Genomic DNA, 14,882 nt, shown 5'->3' on the forward strand with positions numbered 1-14,882 from the left:
TTAAGTACAAACATATTTCAACTAAACGGGAGAGGGGGGAACGTGCCCGTGACGAAGTCAGGCCCACCCCAATGCAATGTTTTGTATGCCAATTATTTCATCCACACGAAGCCCCACTCCGTCCAGTACCAAAACGGGCTGAACTCCTATCTGTTCCGGCTGCAGGCGGAAGGCACCTGCCGCGCCCTGGTGGCGGGCAAATACGAGACCATTGTTCCGGGAGACCTGCTGGTCTATACACCGGAAGAGCCCTATGAGCTTATCGTGCAACCCCGGAAGGCCCCGGAATCAGAGGAGATCCAGCCGGTCGCAGACTATTTTCTGATCGGCAACGGAGAATGGCTGGACGCCTGGTGGAAGGATAAAAGCCTGCCCGCCAAAACGAATATCGGCTTTGACGATACAGTCCTTACCTTGTGGAAGCATATGATCAGCGAGAAGAAAAAAGTGATGCACAACCAGGAGGAAATTATGGATTACCTCCTGCGGACATTTTGTCTGACATTGGAGCAGGTCATCCGCCTCAAGCAGCGCACCAAAGGAGCGGATACCGCGTATCAGCTGAAGCAATATATCGAACATCATGCCCATGAACCTCTCAGCTTGGAGCGAATATCCGCTTCTGTGGGATTAAGCGTCTCCCGCTGCTCCTACCTGTTCAAGGCTGCTTTTGGCCAATCGCTGTTTGCCTATTGTATCGATGTCCGGCTGAAGCTTGCGCAGCAGCAGGTGCTCTACAGCAATCAGGCCCTGGAGCAGATTGCCGACAAAACAGGCTTTCAGAGCTACCCCCACTTCTGCCGGGTTTTCCGCCAGCGGTTCGGACACCCCCCGGGGGAGTACCGGCGTCAGTTCGGGTTTCGGTTCCAGGCAGATTGATGCAGCCTCCTGGATTAGCCCTCTACTTTCAAAACCTGATGCTCTTCCGCAAGCACCGCCTGCAGCTCGCTGTATTCCACATGCTGGACGATGCCGTCCCCATCCAACGCCAGTGAAGCCGCGGCGGCAGCCGATTGCCCCAGGATCATAAAGACCGGCTCCATCCGGATCGAACCGTAGGCCGCATGCGTAGCGGAGACACAGACGGGTACGATCAGATTGGTGCATTCCGCTTCCTTCGGGACAACCGCCCGGTAGCTAATGGGATAAGGAGCCTTCAATTTGATATAAAACCCGCCCTCTGTGCTGACATGCCCGTCCTCATTCACATAGTATTGAGTGTGATGCGAGTCCATGGCAAAGGAGCCCATCCCGATGGAATCCGGCACCGGGTTTTCCAGCCGGACCACGTGCTCCGTCACCACATAATCGCTTACCATTCTGCGGGACTCTCTGACGTACAGCTGGGGAGTCCAATGGCCAGTCTCGGTAAATTCATCCCGGGGCAATCCCCACGGCTTATAGACCGCACGGATTTCCTCCGGCACACGCGGGTGGTTTTGGATGGTCCAGACATACCCCTGCTGATAAACCAGGTGTTCCCTCCAGATTTGTTCCCGTGTCTGGTAATCTGCCTCGGCATAGCTGTGGTTCATCCCGTTATAGTCCGTGGAGATGCCGCTGTTATTATTGGAATCTGTCTTATCCGGGGTGACCAGGTTCAACTTAAAGAACTTGGTGCTTTGCCCCTGCTCAATAGCCCGGAACAGAATTTCGTAATCCGCTTCGTTATATCCCTCCGGCTTTTCAATCTCTATGCGGTTGTCCGGATTATTCGTCAGACACATGCGGAAGTTATAGGCCTGCAGCTTGGTGTCCCCATCGCCGATATCTCCGCCCCGGTCCGGATTCACACGCAGCAGCAAACCGCTTTCCGGTACCCCTTTGACCACATAGGGATCAATCCCGCCGGGCAGCTCATTGCCGGGATGAATGCCGTTTAAGGTCTCCCCGTATTGGGAATTGGACTCCCGGCCGACAAAATAGGCAACGCCGGATTTGCCCAGCAGATCCCCCTCATACGTGGCGTCGATAAACACCTTGCCCCGGTAGATCTTCCCGGATTCCATACGGATGGATTGGATGGTGGCTCCACGCTTCTCCACCCCGCCTTTAAGCTCAAGCCGCTCCCCATACACAACGTCGATGCTGTGTTCCGCCACAAACTCCTGCAGCACCTCAAGCGCTACCTTGGGTTCGAACAGCCAACGTGCCCCGCCCTCCCCATATTTCCGGGCGACCCGCCGGTAAAACTCCAAGGACAAACCCCCGATGGCTTCCTTCATGCCTACATCCGTATCTCCCAATCCTCCGGTGGTCAAACCGCCAATCCGGTTACTGGGTTCGATTACGACTACGCTTTTGCCCATTTTTTGGGCTTGGACAGCCGCCATAATGCCTGCAGCCGTACCTCCGTAAATGACAATATCCGCTTGTATATCCTGTCCCACGTTACCCCTCCTCATATTGACCTTCCCTACAAATATGATTATAAATCTCCTGCAGATAGGGCGTGAATGATGGATCTTCCTTTTTCGTTTGATGAATCTTACTGTTTTTGCATTGTTGCCTGTATCCTGCTAAGGTAGAGGAAATAGGAGGAAAGCCATAAGGAGGTTTGACCATGAAAGTGAGGATTATTGGACGCTGGGGCGCTTATCCCGCTGCAGGGGAAGCCAGTGCCTCTTACCTGCTGGAAGCAGGGGACCGGCAGCTTCTGCTGGACTGCGGCAGCGGAGCCTTAAGCGCGCTGCAGCGTTTTGTTCCGCTGAGCGAGTTGTCAGCGGTTGTCATCAGCCATCACCATCACGACCATGTAGCCGATCTGGGGTGTTTGCAGTACGCCTGCCTTGTGGAAACCGACCTGATGAAGCGGCAGCGGCCCTTGCGGATTTTGCTGCCGCGGGAGAGGGAGGGGGATTGGCCGTTGAAGGAAATGAAAGGGACCTATGCGGAGGGAATTTCCCATACCGCCAGCCTGACGGAGGAGAACGGGCTACGTCTCCGTTTTTTCCAGACGGACCATGACGGCTATTGCCTGGGGATGCGGATTGAAGCAGAGGGCAGGGTGCTGGTGTATACAGCCGATACCCGCTATAACGAGGCTCTGTTGCCTTGGCTTCAGGACGCAGACCTGCTCATTGCGGAAAGCTCCTTCTACAACGGGCAGGAGGCAGCGCGTTATGGACATATGACAGCTGCGGAGGCAGCCCGGTTGGCAGCCAAGGCAGGAGCCAAACGGCTGGTGCTCACCCATCTCCCCCATTTTGGGGAGCTCAGCCTGCTCCGGGAAGAAGCCGCAGCCGAATTCGGAAGGGAGATTATTCTCCCTGAGCCCGGCATGCAGCTCACCGTTTAACAACAAAAAATCCGCAGACTCTGCGGATTTTTTTGTGAAGCGGACGGGCCGCCACTCTTTATTTCGCCACCGTTAAATGCTGGTCGGCAGCCGGATTGCGTATCCGTTTGCCACGGGTGGTTACACCCAGCTTGCCTACTATAAACTCCCCGGCCGGGTGGCGAGTCAGCAGGTAGGTGGAAACCATGGACAGCACTAGTGCCGATACGGACAGATACAGGATATAAACCGATAGATTCCAATGCACACGGATGCCCTGGGGCAGAACCTTGAAGGCCTTATGGAGAACCGCAATGAAGAAAACATGAAGCCAGTAGATGCCGAAGGAATAGGAGCTCACCGTCTCCAGCCAACGGGGAACAAACCTTGCCTTAGCCGTCAGCGCGAAGATAAAGAAACAAAGCAGCACCGTATACACCAGCACATCCACACGCTTGGAGCCAAACGGGAACAGGCCTGTCTGTGCCGACAGCAGCACTGCTGCCGCTCCTGCTGCACTTCCAATAAAAAGGTGCAGCCTGTATGGACTCAGCTTGCGCCGGTACCAATCCAGATTCTGCCCCACATGGCAAGCCAGCACATAATAGAAAATCCAGGCGAAGAAGGGCAGCCACCATACGCTGACAGGAAGCGAAACCTTTTGCCAAAGAAGGGCAACGATCAGTAAATAACCTGCATTGATCAACAACGAATAAGGAAGCAGCCGCCGGAAGGGAATGGCCTTCACCAGCCTGTGAAACCCAATATGGAGCAGGTAAAACTGGAAGATAATCAGAATGAAATATCCATGAAATTGCCCCAGCACGATATTCTGCCATATTTTCACCAGCAGGGGACTGAAGGAGCCCTCAATGGCGCAGGCCATCGCTGCATAAAAAACACCCATAATGACATAAGGAACCAGAATGTACTTGGTTCTTTTCACCAAAAAACCCTCCGGCGTGCCCTGAGGGTAAGCATGGGACAGGACCAAGGCGGAGATAAACACAAACATAGGTGTGCCAAACAACAAAAGCTCCGTCACCGTTTTCCATACATTGAGGGCCGCTCCCCTTTCTGTATCCAGAAAGGGGTACCAATTCAAGGATGAGGAGATGGAATGACCCAGAACAATACTTAAACAAGCGATGGCCCGGAGAAAAAAAACTTCCCTAATCATAAAACCTTACGCCTCCTCTAATTGGTTTTTCCAAAAACCTCTACATTCCAATTGGCTTGTTGCATATGGGGACCCCCTATTATTGTTACATTTTGTATCATGAATGGAATTATTTCTCTTTCATTTGATACAGTATGTATCTGACGATACAGTTTGTCAATCCTTTTTCGCGTTTTTAGTTCCACGTACCCAGCCAACCGCCTCCAGGGTGGTTATAATGTAATGATGCGCAAATACAAGCTTTAACACTCACTGGAAGGAGCGATTCACCGATGCACACCATTCCAAATCTCTCATTACATGACGGACTCACCCTTCCCGCAATCGGTTTTGGAACCTACAGCTTGAAGGGCGAAGCCGGGGTAGCCGGCATAAAAAGCGCCATTGAGCTGGGCTATCGTCTGTTGGATTCCGCTTTCCGCTATGAGAACGAAGGGACAGTGGGAGAGGCAGTCCGGCAGGCCTCCGTGCCAAGGGACGAGCTCGTGATCTGTTCGAAGCTGCCCGGCAAACGCCACGCCTACCAGGAAGCGCTGGAAACTGTTCAGGAATCTCTGTATCGAGGCCGTCTGGACTACTATGACCTGTATTTGATCCATTGGCCCAATCCGCGGATCAATCTCTATGTGGAAGCCTGGCAGGCATTGATCGAGGCGAAAAAACGGGGTTATGTCCGCTCCATCGGCGTCTGCAATTTCCTGCCGGAGCATATCGAGCGGCTGGTGGCGGAAACGGGCGTGAAACCCAGCCTGAATCAAATTGAGCTGCACCCGTACTTCAATCAGGAGGAGCTGCGGAAGTGGCATAAGGAGCAGCAGATTGTTACAGAATCCTGGAGCCCCTTGGGGCGGAGCACCGGTATGCTGGAGCAGCCGGAAATCACCGGAATTGCCCGGCGTTATGGCAAAACTCCCTCCCAGGTAGTGCTGCGCTGGCATATCCAGCTGGGTGCCCTGCCGATTCCCCGGGCACGCTCTGCTGAGCATCAGCAGGAGAACCTGGAGGTGTTCGATTTTGAGCTGACACCGGAGGAAATGGCTTTGATCAACGGATTGACCCGGGCCGACGGACGGCTGCAGGATCAGGACCCGGCGGTGTATGAGGAATTCTAGGCATGTGCAGCAAAAAGCCCCATCCTCCTGCCGTATATTCTGCGGCAATCGGATGGGGCTATTGTTTGGTTCCGCTATTAGGGAAGCCGTGGCGCCTGCGCCAGACTGGGCCGGGGAAGGAAGGAGGCTGCGAGCTGTATCTCCTTTGGAGCTTCCGCTGCCGGTTCCGGCACAAGGGAATCAGGAGCGGTGAGCTCCGGCTCCTCGATCAGCCGAAGCAGCAGCTCCATGGCCTGATGAGCGGCCTTCTCCCGGGGATAATCCAGAGTGGCAATGGGCGGATGGGTTTCGCTGACCATCAGGATGTTCTCCGAGCTGATGATGGAAAGCTTCTCCGGCACGGCCCAGCCCCGCTCCCGGCAAGCGGAGCAAGCTCCGATGGCCGTTAAGTCATTGGCGCAAACCAGGGCAGTGAATGCCGGTTCTGCCGGAAGCTCCAGCAGATGCTCCCGGGCGGACTCGTAGCGTCCCCCATCTTCCAGCCAATCACACCGGAGTGTAACGTCCGGCGCTATTTCCTCCACCGCTGCTGCGAAGGACCTCATACGCGGATAAAGCGGAGCAGACAGCACTCCAGGCCCAATATACGCTATATGACGGTGCTCCAGTCGGATGAGCTCCGCCACCACCTGACGGTAAGCAGCAGCCCAATCCACATCAATAATATGGACGTTGGCGCTGGCCTTCCCGGGGGCCATGACGGATACCACGGGAATGCCCTTCTTCCGGAAGGAAGCCAGTGTCTCTTCCTTCAAGCTTTGCCCCAGCAGAACAATGCCATCCACACGACCGGCCAATTGGGCCAGCAGCTCCTGCTCACGGTCAGCGTCATAGCTCCGGTAGGCAATCATATAGCCATGCTTGCGGGCCGCTTCCTCCAAATGCAGGAGAATCCCCGCCTCGAAGGGATTGCCGATGAAATTGGTGAGCACAGCCAACTGGCCGCTCTTGCGGGTCTTCAGGCTGCGGGCCGTCAGGTTGGGCGTGTAGCCCAGCTCCTCCATGGCCGCCAGTACCTTGCGGCGGGTCTCCTCCTTGACGAAGCTTTTATTGTTCAGCACATACGACACAACAGCCACGGACACTCCTGCCAGCCGCGCCACATCATTGCGAGTTGCCATATCCTTCTCCTTGCTGTTCCATTGCTTGTTCCCCGGTCCCCGCTTAAGCACGGTACAGGACAGGGCTGCTTATCCTAAGTCTATCCGTTTCCGGGGAAAATGCAATCCTTACGAATAGCAGCGGATTTCGTAGATGGCGGCTGACGGGTCGCCGTTGGTAGCGTGGATCACCACCCGGAGCTTAGACAACTGAACCGGCGTATTTAGCACATGCTTCCGCTGTCGCTGGTAGTTGCCCTTCACCTGCAGAATCTCCCGGAAGCCATCGCCATCATCCGCCAGAATGCTGTAATCCCTGGCACATTGGGGATCTCGGTAGAAGGGCGGGTAATTATGGTATTCCGTCAGCAGATGCCCGGGGAAGGTTAGCTCAATCTCCCGAATCTCCACCTCACGGCTCCAATCCAGCTCCAACCATTGGGATAAGGGCTGACGGGGGTCGGACCGCCACAGATGGACCGATTCCCGGGGACGGGTTACGCCGCTCAGAACATTCTCAGGGCCGTAACACCGCTGGGCCGGCTCTATCTTAAAGCTGTGAGCGTGGAATTGGCTGCGCATTTGGCCATTGCCCATATCCCAGGCCGAAACATGTCCCGGCTCCACACCTCCGGCTCTCACCCAGTCTATGGCGGGGTTGGCATCCAGATCCAAGCGCACATAACCAGGCATAAGCCCCTCAATATCCTCATTCCATTCAATCCAGTGGGGTCCGCCCGGCGGCACGGACAGCTCTGTAGACGCAAGGATGAAGCCCGTATCGCACCGGTAATCCCACAGATTTTCCACCGGAACAACCCTTGCACCCACTTTTTGCACCGTATCCGATATGTTCAGAAGACATACAGACAGCTTGCGGATTGCTCCGCCTCCTACCGCAATCCATTGTCCACGGGCTGCGTCCAGACGGTTCCATTGCGTCTCTTTCTTATCCAGATCCAGCTTCTTGGGCTTCGTATCTCCCCAGCCCTTCAACAGAACGGTCCCCGCATTCCGGAAATCCGGCCCCATTCCGTAGAGCTCCGCTTCACTGCTGGCGCTGACCCTGGCCTCCCGGGCCAAGTCGTCCGGGTCCTCGTTCCGGCCGTTAGGCAGGTAACAGCCGTCCCGGAGAAGAACCTGCTTCAGCGCAGCACTGTGGTCTCTGGCATACTCCTTCACCGGCAGCTTCTCCGCAAGCGCCAGCGCAGCGGCTGTGCCTACCGCCTGGCCCATCAGAGCGGTGGTGCCCATAACACGTACCGTTCCCAGCGCAGCATGGGTCACGCTGACATTGCGTCCGGCCATCATCAGATTGTCTACATCCTTGGATAAGCAGATGCTAAGCGGGATGCCGTAGGGACCGCAGTAGCTTTTTACATTGTAATCCCCTTGGTAACCAGCCGCGGAATCGGGCTCGCTGGTAGGGGCCAAGAGACCACCCGGCGTATGCAGGTCCAGGAACCAGCCGCCGAAGGCCACCTCATCCTCGAACACTCTGCGCCCCATCACATCATGCTCGGTCATGAAATACTCGCCCATAATCCGGCGTGATTCCCGTTTGCCGGGGACCTGCCCGATCCAATCCAGCGCATAGTTGGCGGCCAGCTCCCGGGTCTCCGGGTCCTTGTTCTTGATCCAGTCCCATACTCCCAGCGTATGGCGGGTAAGTTCATGGCGGATATCCTCCGCGTCATGAATGGTGTCCCAGGGAATCCCGATCTCCAGCCACCAATAACCGCCGCGGATATCATAGGGGGGACGGCCCTGCTTATAGAAAAAGTCCGGATGATCGTACTTTACCGCCCATTCAGGAGCTTCGAAGGGAACGGGATAGCCCATATTCTTAGCCTTAAAATGAATGGAATTGCCCATGGTATCCTTGCTGGCCTCCAGGGGAGCATGGGGCTCGTTGAATTCATCCCGGCCCTCCGAGCCCATGCGCCATTGGCAGCCGGCCAGATGGGCGACAATACCGTCGCCGGTGCAGTCAATGAACGTATCGGCACTCACCACAAGCTCTGTTTCGGCATTGGCCACAAGCCCCGTCACGGTCCGGATCCGTCGTTTTCCATCCATTTCCACGCGGGAAACGGGTGTGTTCACATGGAAGGTGAGATTAGGAGTTTTCACCGCCATATCATACATAACCATGTCCCACACGCTATTGGTCCAGCCGTTCTCCATAATCAGCTCATGGTTGCGGGCCCTCTCTTCAATCAGCAGCTCCGAAATAATCCCCGTCTCCCGGGCATAAGCATGAAAGCAAGCCGCACCGTGGGGGGTCACCCGGATTTCCGACGAGCTGTTGCCGCCGAATACCGGACGGTCTTGAATCAGACAGGTTTGGGCTCCATGCCGGGCTGCTGCCACTGCCGCACAAAAGCCGGCCAGACCGCCTCCGATGACGGCCACTTCATAATGCTCCTTCAGGGTTTTCATCTTCCTGATTACCTCCTGTATTTACTCGAGTAAAAATACGGAGAATGAGAGGGCCACTCGATTTTATGAACCGGCGGCCTCGTCATTTACTCGAGTAAATATTATCATGTTTAGTTTTGCTCCGCAATCCGAAAATTTACCCGGAAAGAGAGTTATTGCCTCTTTTTTTTAGCAAATTGAATGCTGGTATGCTTATATCGGACTCCTGCATGCGTTAGCAATGCGGGAGTCCGCCGTTCTCCATTCTATTTGCCGTAGCCCAGCGCCTGCAGCTGCTTTTGTGCGGAATCCAACAGTGTTTTATAATTCATGGTGGTTTCCAGCGTCTTCAAGAAGGCGTCATATTCGCTGATAGGACGTTTGCCATATGCAAATTTGGTGAATTCCTCTTCGATAAATCGGATAGCATCCGCATGGTTATAGCCGTCGGGGGAGATCAAGAACCCGTTCAGCGCCTTGATCCGCTCCTGCTTGTTGGCGAAATCAATATAACCGGATTGCGGTGCAAATTTCACCTGCAGGTAGCTGAGCTCGGGACGGCCTGTAAACTGGTACAACCAGGTATAACCCGCTTCCTTACCCATCAGCTCGGTAGGGACCACCTTCTCGCCCTCCAGGTTGAAGTGTTTGCCCTTCTGCCCGAATTGCACCAGTTGGGAGCCTTCCTTGCCCGACACGTAATTCAACAGCTCGAATACCTTCTTCAGCTTGACCGGATCCTTCTCCAGCGTTTTCGGAAGAGCGAACAGCGCCCCGGCATTGCCGATGTCAAAGGAGCTTTCTATGGCACCCGCCGGTCCCTTGGGGGGAGCCAACTGAACCCATTGGGCGTTGGGATTGACCTTCTTGATCTGCTCCATAGGCTGGTCCTTGGCTATACTGGCCCAATCTGTATAGATAATGCCGGCCTGCCCCTTGATGGCCTTCTCCAAATGCTGGGTGCCGGTATTGGCCATCAATTCCGGATCTACAGATCCGCTTGCGATGAATTTGTTAATCATCGTGAGCGCATCCTTCATTCCCGGCTCATACAGGGAGTTCACGATTTTCCCGTCCTTCACGTAGAATTCCGCGAAGTAGCCAACGCCATATCCGCCGAAGAAGGGAGCAAAGGTGCCCAGCTTGCCGCCGGTAAGACCGAAGGTATCCTTTTTGCCATTGCCGTCAGGGTCCTGCTCGGTGAAGGCCTTGGATACGGCCAGAAGCTCGTCATAGGTGGCCGGGGTTTGCAGCTTCAGCTTATCCAACCAGTCCTTGCGGATCCAGAAGGTGGAGTACGGGATGGTCGGAGCTTTGGCAATGGCATATACCTTGCCGTCGAAGGTGGCCTTTTTGATACTGTCGACACCGATAAAATCCTTAACAGGCTTTAATTCTTTATCCAAATAGGGGGTCAGGTCCAAAAGCAGTCCCTGCTGGATGTACTGCTTGATTGCCGCTTTGTCCACCCCGAACAAGTCGGGGAAATTGCCAGAGGCCATACGCACGTTCAGCTGGTTCTTGTAATCATCGCCGGCAGCATAAGCAGTCATGTTAATGTCCACATTCAGCGCTTTGTCCAGATCCTGCTTGATGAAATCCTTATCCGCTGCCGGCAGGCCGCTGGCATTCTGGATAATTTCCAGCTTCACCGGTTTTGACGGCTCTGCCGGAGCAGTGCTTGCCGAAGCGGCAGATGATGCACCAGTTGAGGGAGAATTGGCTGCCTGCTCGGAGCTGCTCCCGCAGCCGGCGGCCAGTGTTCCCAGGATGGCGGCAGACAGCAAGGCGGGACCCCATTTATTTTGACCCATGTTTGAACCCCTTCTTTCGTTGGTTTGGCCAAGCATTATGTCAACACGCCGGCGGGTAGAGAAATCTGTAGGCGCATATATCCCGCCGAAGCGCATTCAACCTTTGACGGACCCGAGCAGCATGCCGCGGGTAAAGTGCTTCTGCAGAAAAGGGTATACCAGAATGATGGGAAGGCTGGCCATGACCACCGCTGCCATCTGGAGAGTCTCGGTGGGCGTAATATTCTCGGCATTTTCCAGAGGCTGCTGGGTCTGCATGAGAATTTCCCGGACGATGACCTGCAGCGGGAACAGCTTGCGGTTTGTCACATACATGATCGCCTGGAAGAATTCATTCCAGTGCCCCACCCCATAGAACAGCCCAACCGTGACCATTACCGGCAGAGACAGGGGAACCACGATCTGCCAGAGAATCCGGAAGTCGCTGGCGCCGTCGATTTTGGCCGATTCGAACAGCTCCTCCGGCAGCTGCTCCAGAAAGCTTTTGACAATCAGGATATTAAAGCTCCAAATCAGGTTCGGAATTATGAGTGCCCAGATGGAATTCAGCAGCCCGGAGGACTTCACCACCAGGTAGGTGGGAATAAGACCGCCGCCGAACAGCATGGTGAACACAACCATCAGCAGAAGGGCACTCCGCGCCGGCAAGCGCTTACGGCTCAGGGGATACGCCATCAGCACCGTAAAAAGCATATTCAGCGCCGTTCCCAGCACGGTGATCAGAATGGTAATGCCCAAGGCGTCCATCATGCCGGATTCGTGAATGAGCTTGCTGTAGGCGGTAAAGGTGATTTCCTTCGGAATCAGCATGAAGCCGCCGTTCTTCAAGACCTCACTAATCGGCGTAATGGATACGGAGACCACGTACAGCATGGGGAACAGGGCAGCCGCTCCGCACAATGCCAGAAGGACGATGATGATACCGTTAAAGATGCGGTCCTGTATGCCTCTTACCATATTCCTTCCCCCCACCGCTTGGCAATTGAATTGGAGACCAGCACCAAAATCATGCCGATGCCTGATTTGAACAGGCCCACTGCGGATGCCAGGCTGAAGTTCATCTGCTGCAGTCCCGTCCGGAATACCCACGTGTCGAGAATATCTGCAACCGGGTAAACATGGATATTGTACATAATGTAAATTTGCTCGAAGCCCGCGTCCAGAACCTGCCCCAGCCGAAGAATGAACAGCATAATGAAGACGCTGCGGATGCCGGGCAGTGTGATGTGATAGATCATCCGGAGCCTCCCTGCTCCGTCGATGGAGGCCGCCTCATACAGGGTTGGGTCAATACCTGCCATCGCAGCCAGATAAATAATGGCGCCCCACCCGAAATTCTGCCAGATATCTGATGCGACCAGTACCGACCGGAAGGTTTCGGTGGAGGTGAGGAAGGCGATTGGAGTGCCGCCCAAGGTGGCGATCCACTTATTTACCAGACCCGACGATTGGGAAAAAAGGGCCAGCATCATACCGTAAATGATGACCCACGAGAGAAAATGGGGCATATACGTTAAGGTTTGCACCACGGACTTGAACCATTTCACCCGGCATTCATTCAGCATCAGGGCAAACAGAATAGGCGGGAATATGCCAAATACCAGCTTATAGAGACTGATGAGGAGGGTATTACCGAATAGCTGGGAGAAATAGGGGGATTCAAAAAATGTGAGAAAATGCTTGTTCCACGGGTCAGCCCATGGACTGCGGAGAATGCCGTCCAGGATGCTGAAATCCTTGAATGCAATGACCACTCCATACATGGGAATGTACTTGAACCAAATGTAATAGACCACGCCGGGCAGGAGCATCAGATACAACGCCTTGAACTGCCAGGCCCGTTTCAGAACCCGGGCCACTGCGCCCGTCCGGATGGCGGCTTGCTGCTGAATGGGGATATGCTGGTCCATTTGCTGTCACCTCTTCTTCCAGGTTAGCTCTGCCGTTTAGCAGTCCTTCCTACGGACGCTTGATTTGGCTGCGCTTTCAAATCTGTATCCGTAGTATACCAACCAGAAAGCGTTTGCAATATGCAGTGAACATGTCAAAATAGGCTGTAAACTTGCCGGGTTTTGAACCGGACACGGTCGCAAGGAAAAAAGCCGCTTCCCCGCCGCAGTTCGATGCAGCAGGAAGCGGCTTTTATTGTTAACGGCTTGCCAGGACCGGTTTAGGCCGGGCCCTCCTCATCCTCCCGCTCATGCAGACGCAGGGTGCTCTCCCCCACCATTCCGTCCGCCGGACGTACTGGCAGCCGGACCGCCACTACCGTTCCCTTCCCCGGTACGCTGCGGATGCGGAGCCCCCACGGCTCTCCGAAGTGCAGCCGCAGCCGGTCATGCACATTGTTCACTCCGATCCCGGTGAACCTGTCCGCCATGGGCTTGCCGTTGCGGGCTTCCCGAAGCAGCTGGAGCTGCTCCCGGTCCATCCCCACTCCGTTATCACGGATGTAGAAGACCAGCTTGCCGCCCTTTACCCGGCTGCGGATACGGATTTCGCCGGTCCGGCCCGAAGGCACGATGCCGTGGAAAATCGCATTTTCCACTAGGGGCTGCAGCGTCAGCTTCAGTATGGCCAGGTTCAAGCTGTCCGTTTTCACCTGATTGATGAAGATAAATTTATCCCCGTAGCGCATACGTTGAATCTGCAAATACCGGAGAAGCCCGTCCAGCTCCTCCTCTACCCGGACAAACTCGGTGGTGCGGTCGAAGGTTAGCTTCAATAACCCCACCAGCGACCGGATCGTCTCCTTCACGTCACCGGTGCGCTGCTGGCGGGCCAGGCTGCCGATGCATGCCAGCGTATTGTACAGGAAGTGCGGAGCAATCTGGCTTTGCAGCACCTTCAGCTCCAGCTCCTGCTTGCGGCGGTCCATCTCCCGGGTTTCCTCCAGAAGCCCCTGAATCCGCCCCATCATGCTATTGAAGCTGGCTGCCAGCCGTCCGATCTCATCATTGCGCCTGATGCTGATCGTGGGAATCACCTCCATATCCTGAACCCGGTCCATTCGCGAGGCCAACAGCCGGATCGGACGGGTGAAGAAGCGGGACATGATGAAGGCCGTTACGAACAGCACCACCAGCATAACCAGCGCCACCGTCTTATAATCGTTCAGAAGCACGGAGACATTCTGATAAAAGTAGCTTTCCTTGATAAAAAAGATCAGGGACCAGCCCATGCGGTTTTGCCCGGATTTCAGGGTAACCAGCCTTCCTGCAGGACCGTCATAGTGACTGGTCCCTGTTGACAAATCGTATACGTCGCGAAGAAAGGACTCCGGCAGTACCGTTGCAAATTCCTCCGGCTTGGACGGCAGCAGATCCGTCTGGTTGTCGTAAGCCACTACCTGGCCTTGGCTGGATATCAGCACGAAGGTCTGATTCTCCGGCTTGACCTCCGACACCTTGCGCACCAGCTTCTCCAGATCCAGCTCCACCACCGCCACCCCCGCGCTGCGGTTCATCGGGTCGAGCATCTGCCGGGCAATGGCCACCGTGTAGCCCGACTGGGGTGAGCTGTAGGGCTGGCTGACAACAGAGGAATAGCTCTCCTTGGCCAGTTCGTAGAGACCGGGAAGCATGGGATTGCCCAGCACCTCATAATACACCTGGGCACTGCTGTACACCCGGCCCTCACCGGTAACAATATACAGGGTCTTTACAATGGTGCTGTTATTTTCCGCCGCGGAACGCAGAAAACCTTCCACCTGTCCGGCCTCCGGGGACTCCAGCAAACTGGTCTGGGAGGACAGAAGCAGAAGAATATTCTGGCCATTATCCAGATACGTATCCAAAAACTGGTTAGTACGCACCATCAGTGTCTGGGCATCATCTACGATCTGGTTCTTGAACAGCCGGGAGGCCCGCTGATAGTTCATACCCGCCAGCAGCGCAAACATAAGAAAGGTGACCGCAAAAAAAAGCATAAATTGCTTCGTGGCCATGCTTCTGCCTGTCACCCAATGAAGGAGCCGTT

The 14,882-nt window shown here is 55.1% G+C and carries 11 protein-coding genes; 3 read left to right on the plus strand and 8 right to left on the minus strand.

Translation table 11 applies throughout. From position 1 onward, the window contains the following. Nucleotides 1-48: 48 nt before the first annotated feature. A complete protein-coding gene (locus ACI1P1_RS20905; protein WP_416218382.1) occupies nt 49-879 on the plus strand; it encodes a helix-turn-helix domain-containing protein in 831 nt (276 codons plus the stop codon). Nucleotides 880-893: 14 nt separating this feature from the next. On the opposite strand, the gene ACI1P1_RS20910 is transcribed toward ACI1P1_RS20905, so the two are convergent. After that, complete coding sequence (locus ACI1P1_RS20910) at nt 894-2,390, minus strand: FAD-dependent oxidoreductase (protein WP_416218383.1); 1,497 nt, start codon at nt 2,388-2,390, stop codon at nt 894-896. A 173-nt stretch (nt 2,391-2,563) separates the two neighbouring features. On the opposite strand from ACI1P1_RS20910, the gene ACI1P1_RS20915 reads away from it, so the two are divergent. Next, nucleotides 2,564-3,298 carry an MBL fold metallo-hydrolase gene (locus ACI1P1_RS20915; protein ID WP_416218384.1) on the plus strand — a complete coding sequence of 245 codons (735 nt, stop codon included), beginning with the start codon at nt 2,564-2,566 and terminating at the stop codon, nt 3,296-3,298. 58 nt (nt 3,299-3,356) lie between these two features. On the opposite strand, the gene ACI1P1_RS20920 is transcribed toward ACI1P1_RS20915, so the two are convergent. Then, nucleotides 3,357-4,457, minus strand: coding sequence for an acyltransferase family protein (locus ACI1P1_RS20920; protein ID WP_416218385.1), 1,101 nt, complete (start codon nt 4,455-4,457; stop codon nt 3,357-3,359). 272 nt (nt 4,458-4,729) lie between these two features. Between ACI1P1_RS20920 and ACI1P1_RS20925 the strand changes: the two genes are divergently transcribed. After that, complete coding sequence (locus ACI1P1_RS20925; RefSeq protein ID WP_416218386.1) at nt 4,730-5,569, plus strand: aldo/keto reductase; 840 nt, start codon at nt 4,730-4,732, stop codon at nt 5,567-5,569. A gap of 77 nt (nt 5,570-5,646) precedes the next feature. Here ACI1P1_RS20925 and ACI1P1_RS20930 read toward each other — a convergent pair whose 3' ends face one another. From ACI1P1_RS20930 to ACI1P1_RS20955, 6 genes are all read right to left on the minus strand, one after another. After that, a complete protein-coding gene (locus tag ACI1P1_RS20930) occupies nt 5,647-6,690 on the minus strand; it encodes a LacI family DNA-binding transcriptional regulator (protein ID WP_416218387.1) in 1,044 nt (347 codons plus the stop codon). Nucleotides 6,691-6,798: 108 nt separating this feature from the next. Then, a complete protein-coding gene (locus ACI1P1_RS20935) occupies nt 6,799-9,111 on the minus strand; it encodes an FAD-dependent oxidoreductase (RefSeq protein WP_416218388.1) in 2,313 nt (770 codons plus the stop codon). A 245-nt stretch (nt 9,112-9,356) separates the two neighbouring features. Next, a complete protein-coding gene (locus ACI1P1_RS20940; protein WP_416218389.1) occupies nt 9,357-10,904 on the minus strand; it encodes an extracellular solute-binding protein in 1,548 nt (515 codons plus the stop codon). Between the two features lie 96 nt (nt 10,905-11,000). Beyond that, entirely contained in the window at nt 11,001-11,861 is an 861-nt protein-coding gene (locus tag ACI1P1_RS20945; protein ID WP_416218390.1) for a carbohydrate ABC transporter permease, read from the minus strand. Further along, nucleotides 11,855-12,814, minus strand: a complete 960-nt coding sequence (locus ACI1P1_RS20950; RefSeq protein ID WP_416218391.1) for an ABC transporter permease — start codon at nt 12,812-12,814, stop codon at nt 11,855-11,857. Before ACI1P1_RS20950 ends, ACI1P1_RS20945 begins: the two co-directional genes overlap by 7 nt. 260 nt (nt 12,815-13,074) lie before the next feature. After that, the gene (locus tag ACI1P1_RS20955) at nt 13,075-14,850 is read right to left on the minus strand and encodes a histidine kinase (protein ID WP_416218392.1); all 1,776 of its coding nucleotides are present in this window, start codon (nt 14,848-14,850) and stop codon (nt 13,075-13,077) included. Nucleotides 14,851-14,882 lie beyond the last annotated feature (32 nt).

Source organism: Paenibacillus mesotrionivorans (assembly GCF_046098205.1).
GTDB classification, from domain to species: domain Bacteria; phylum Bacillota; class Bacilli; order Paenibacillales; family NBRC-103111; genus Paenibacillus_AR; species Paenibacillus_AR mesotrionivorans.

Bases quoted from the DNA above. Each gene is read 5' to 3' on its own strand.
- ACI1P1_RS20930 (WP_416218387.1), bottom strand. From the start codon at position 6,690: ATGGCAACTCGCAATGATGTGGCGCGGCTGGCAGGAGTGTCCGTGGCT.
- ACI1P1_RS20940 (WP_416218389.1), bottom strand. From the start codon at position 10,904: ATGGGTCAAAATAAATGGGGTCCCGCCTTGCTGTCTGCCGCCATCCTG.
- ACI1P1_RS20955 (WP_416218392.1), bottom strand. From the start codon at position 14,850: ATGGCCACGAAGCAATTTATGCTTTTTTTTGCGGTCACCTTTCTTATG.
- ACI1P1_RS20920 (WP_416218385.1), bottom strand. From the start codon at position 4,457: ATGATTAGGGAAGTTTTTTTTCTCCGGGCCATCGCTTGTTTAAGTATT.
- ACI1P1_RS20925 (WP_416218386.1), top strand. From the start codon at position 4,730: ATGCACACCATTCCAAATCTCTCATTACATGACGGACTCACCCTTCCC.
- ACI1P1_RS20915 (WP_416218384.1), top strand. From the start codon at position 2,564: ATGAAAGTGAGGATTATTGGACGCTGGGGCGCTTATCCCGCTGCAGGG.
- ACI1P1_RS20935 (WP_416218388.1), bottom strand. From the start codon at position 9,111: ATGAAAACCCTGAAGGAGCATTATGAAGTGGCCGTCATCGGAGGCGGT.
- ACI1P1_RS20950 (WP_416218391.1), bottom strand. From the start codon at position 12,814: ATGGACCAGCATATCCCCATTCAGCAGCAAGCCGCCATCCGGACGGGC.
- ACI1P1_RS20945 (WP_416218390.1), bottom strand. From the start codon at position 11,861: ATGGTAAGAGGCATACAGGACCGCATCTTTAACGGTATCATCATCGTC.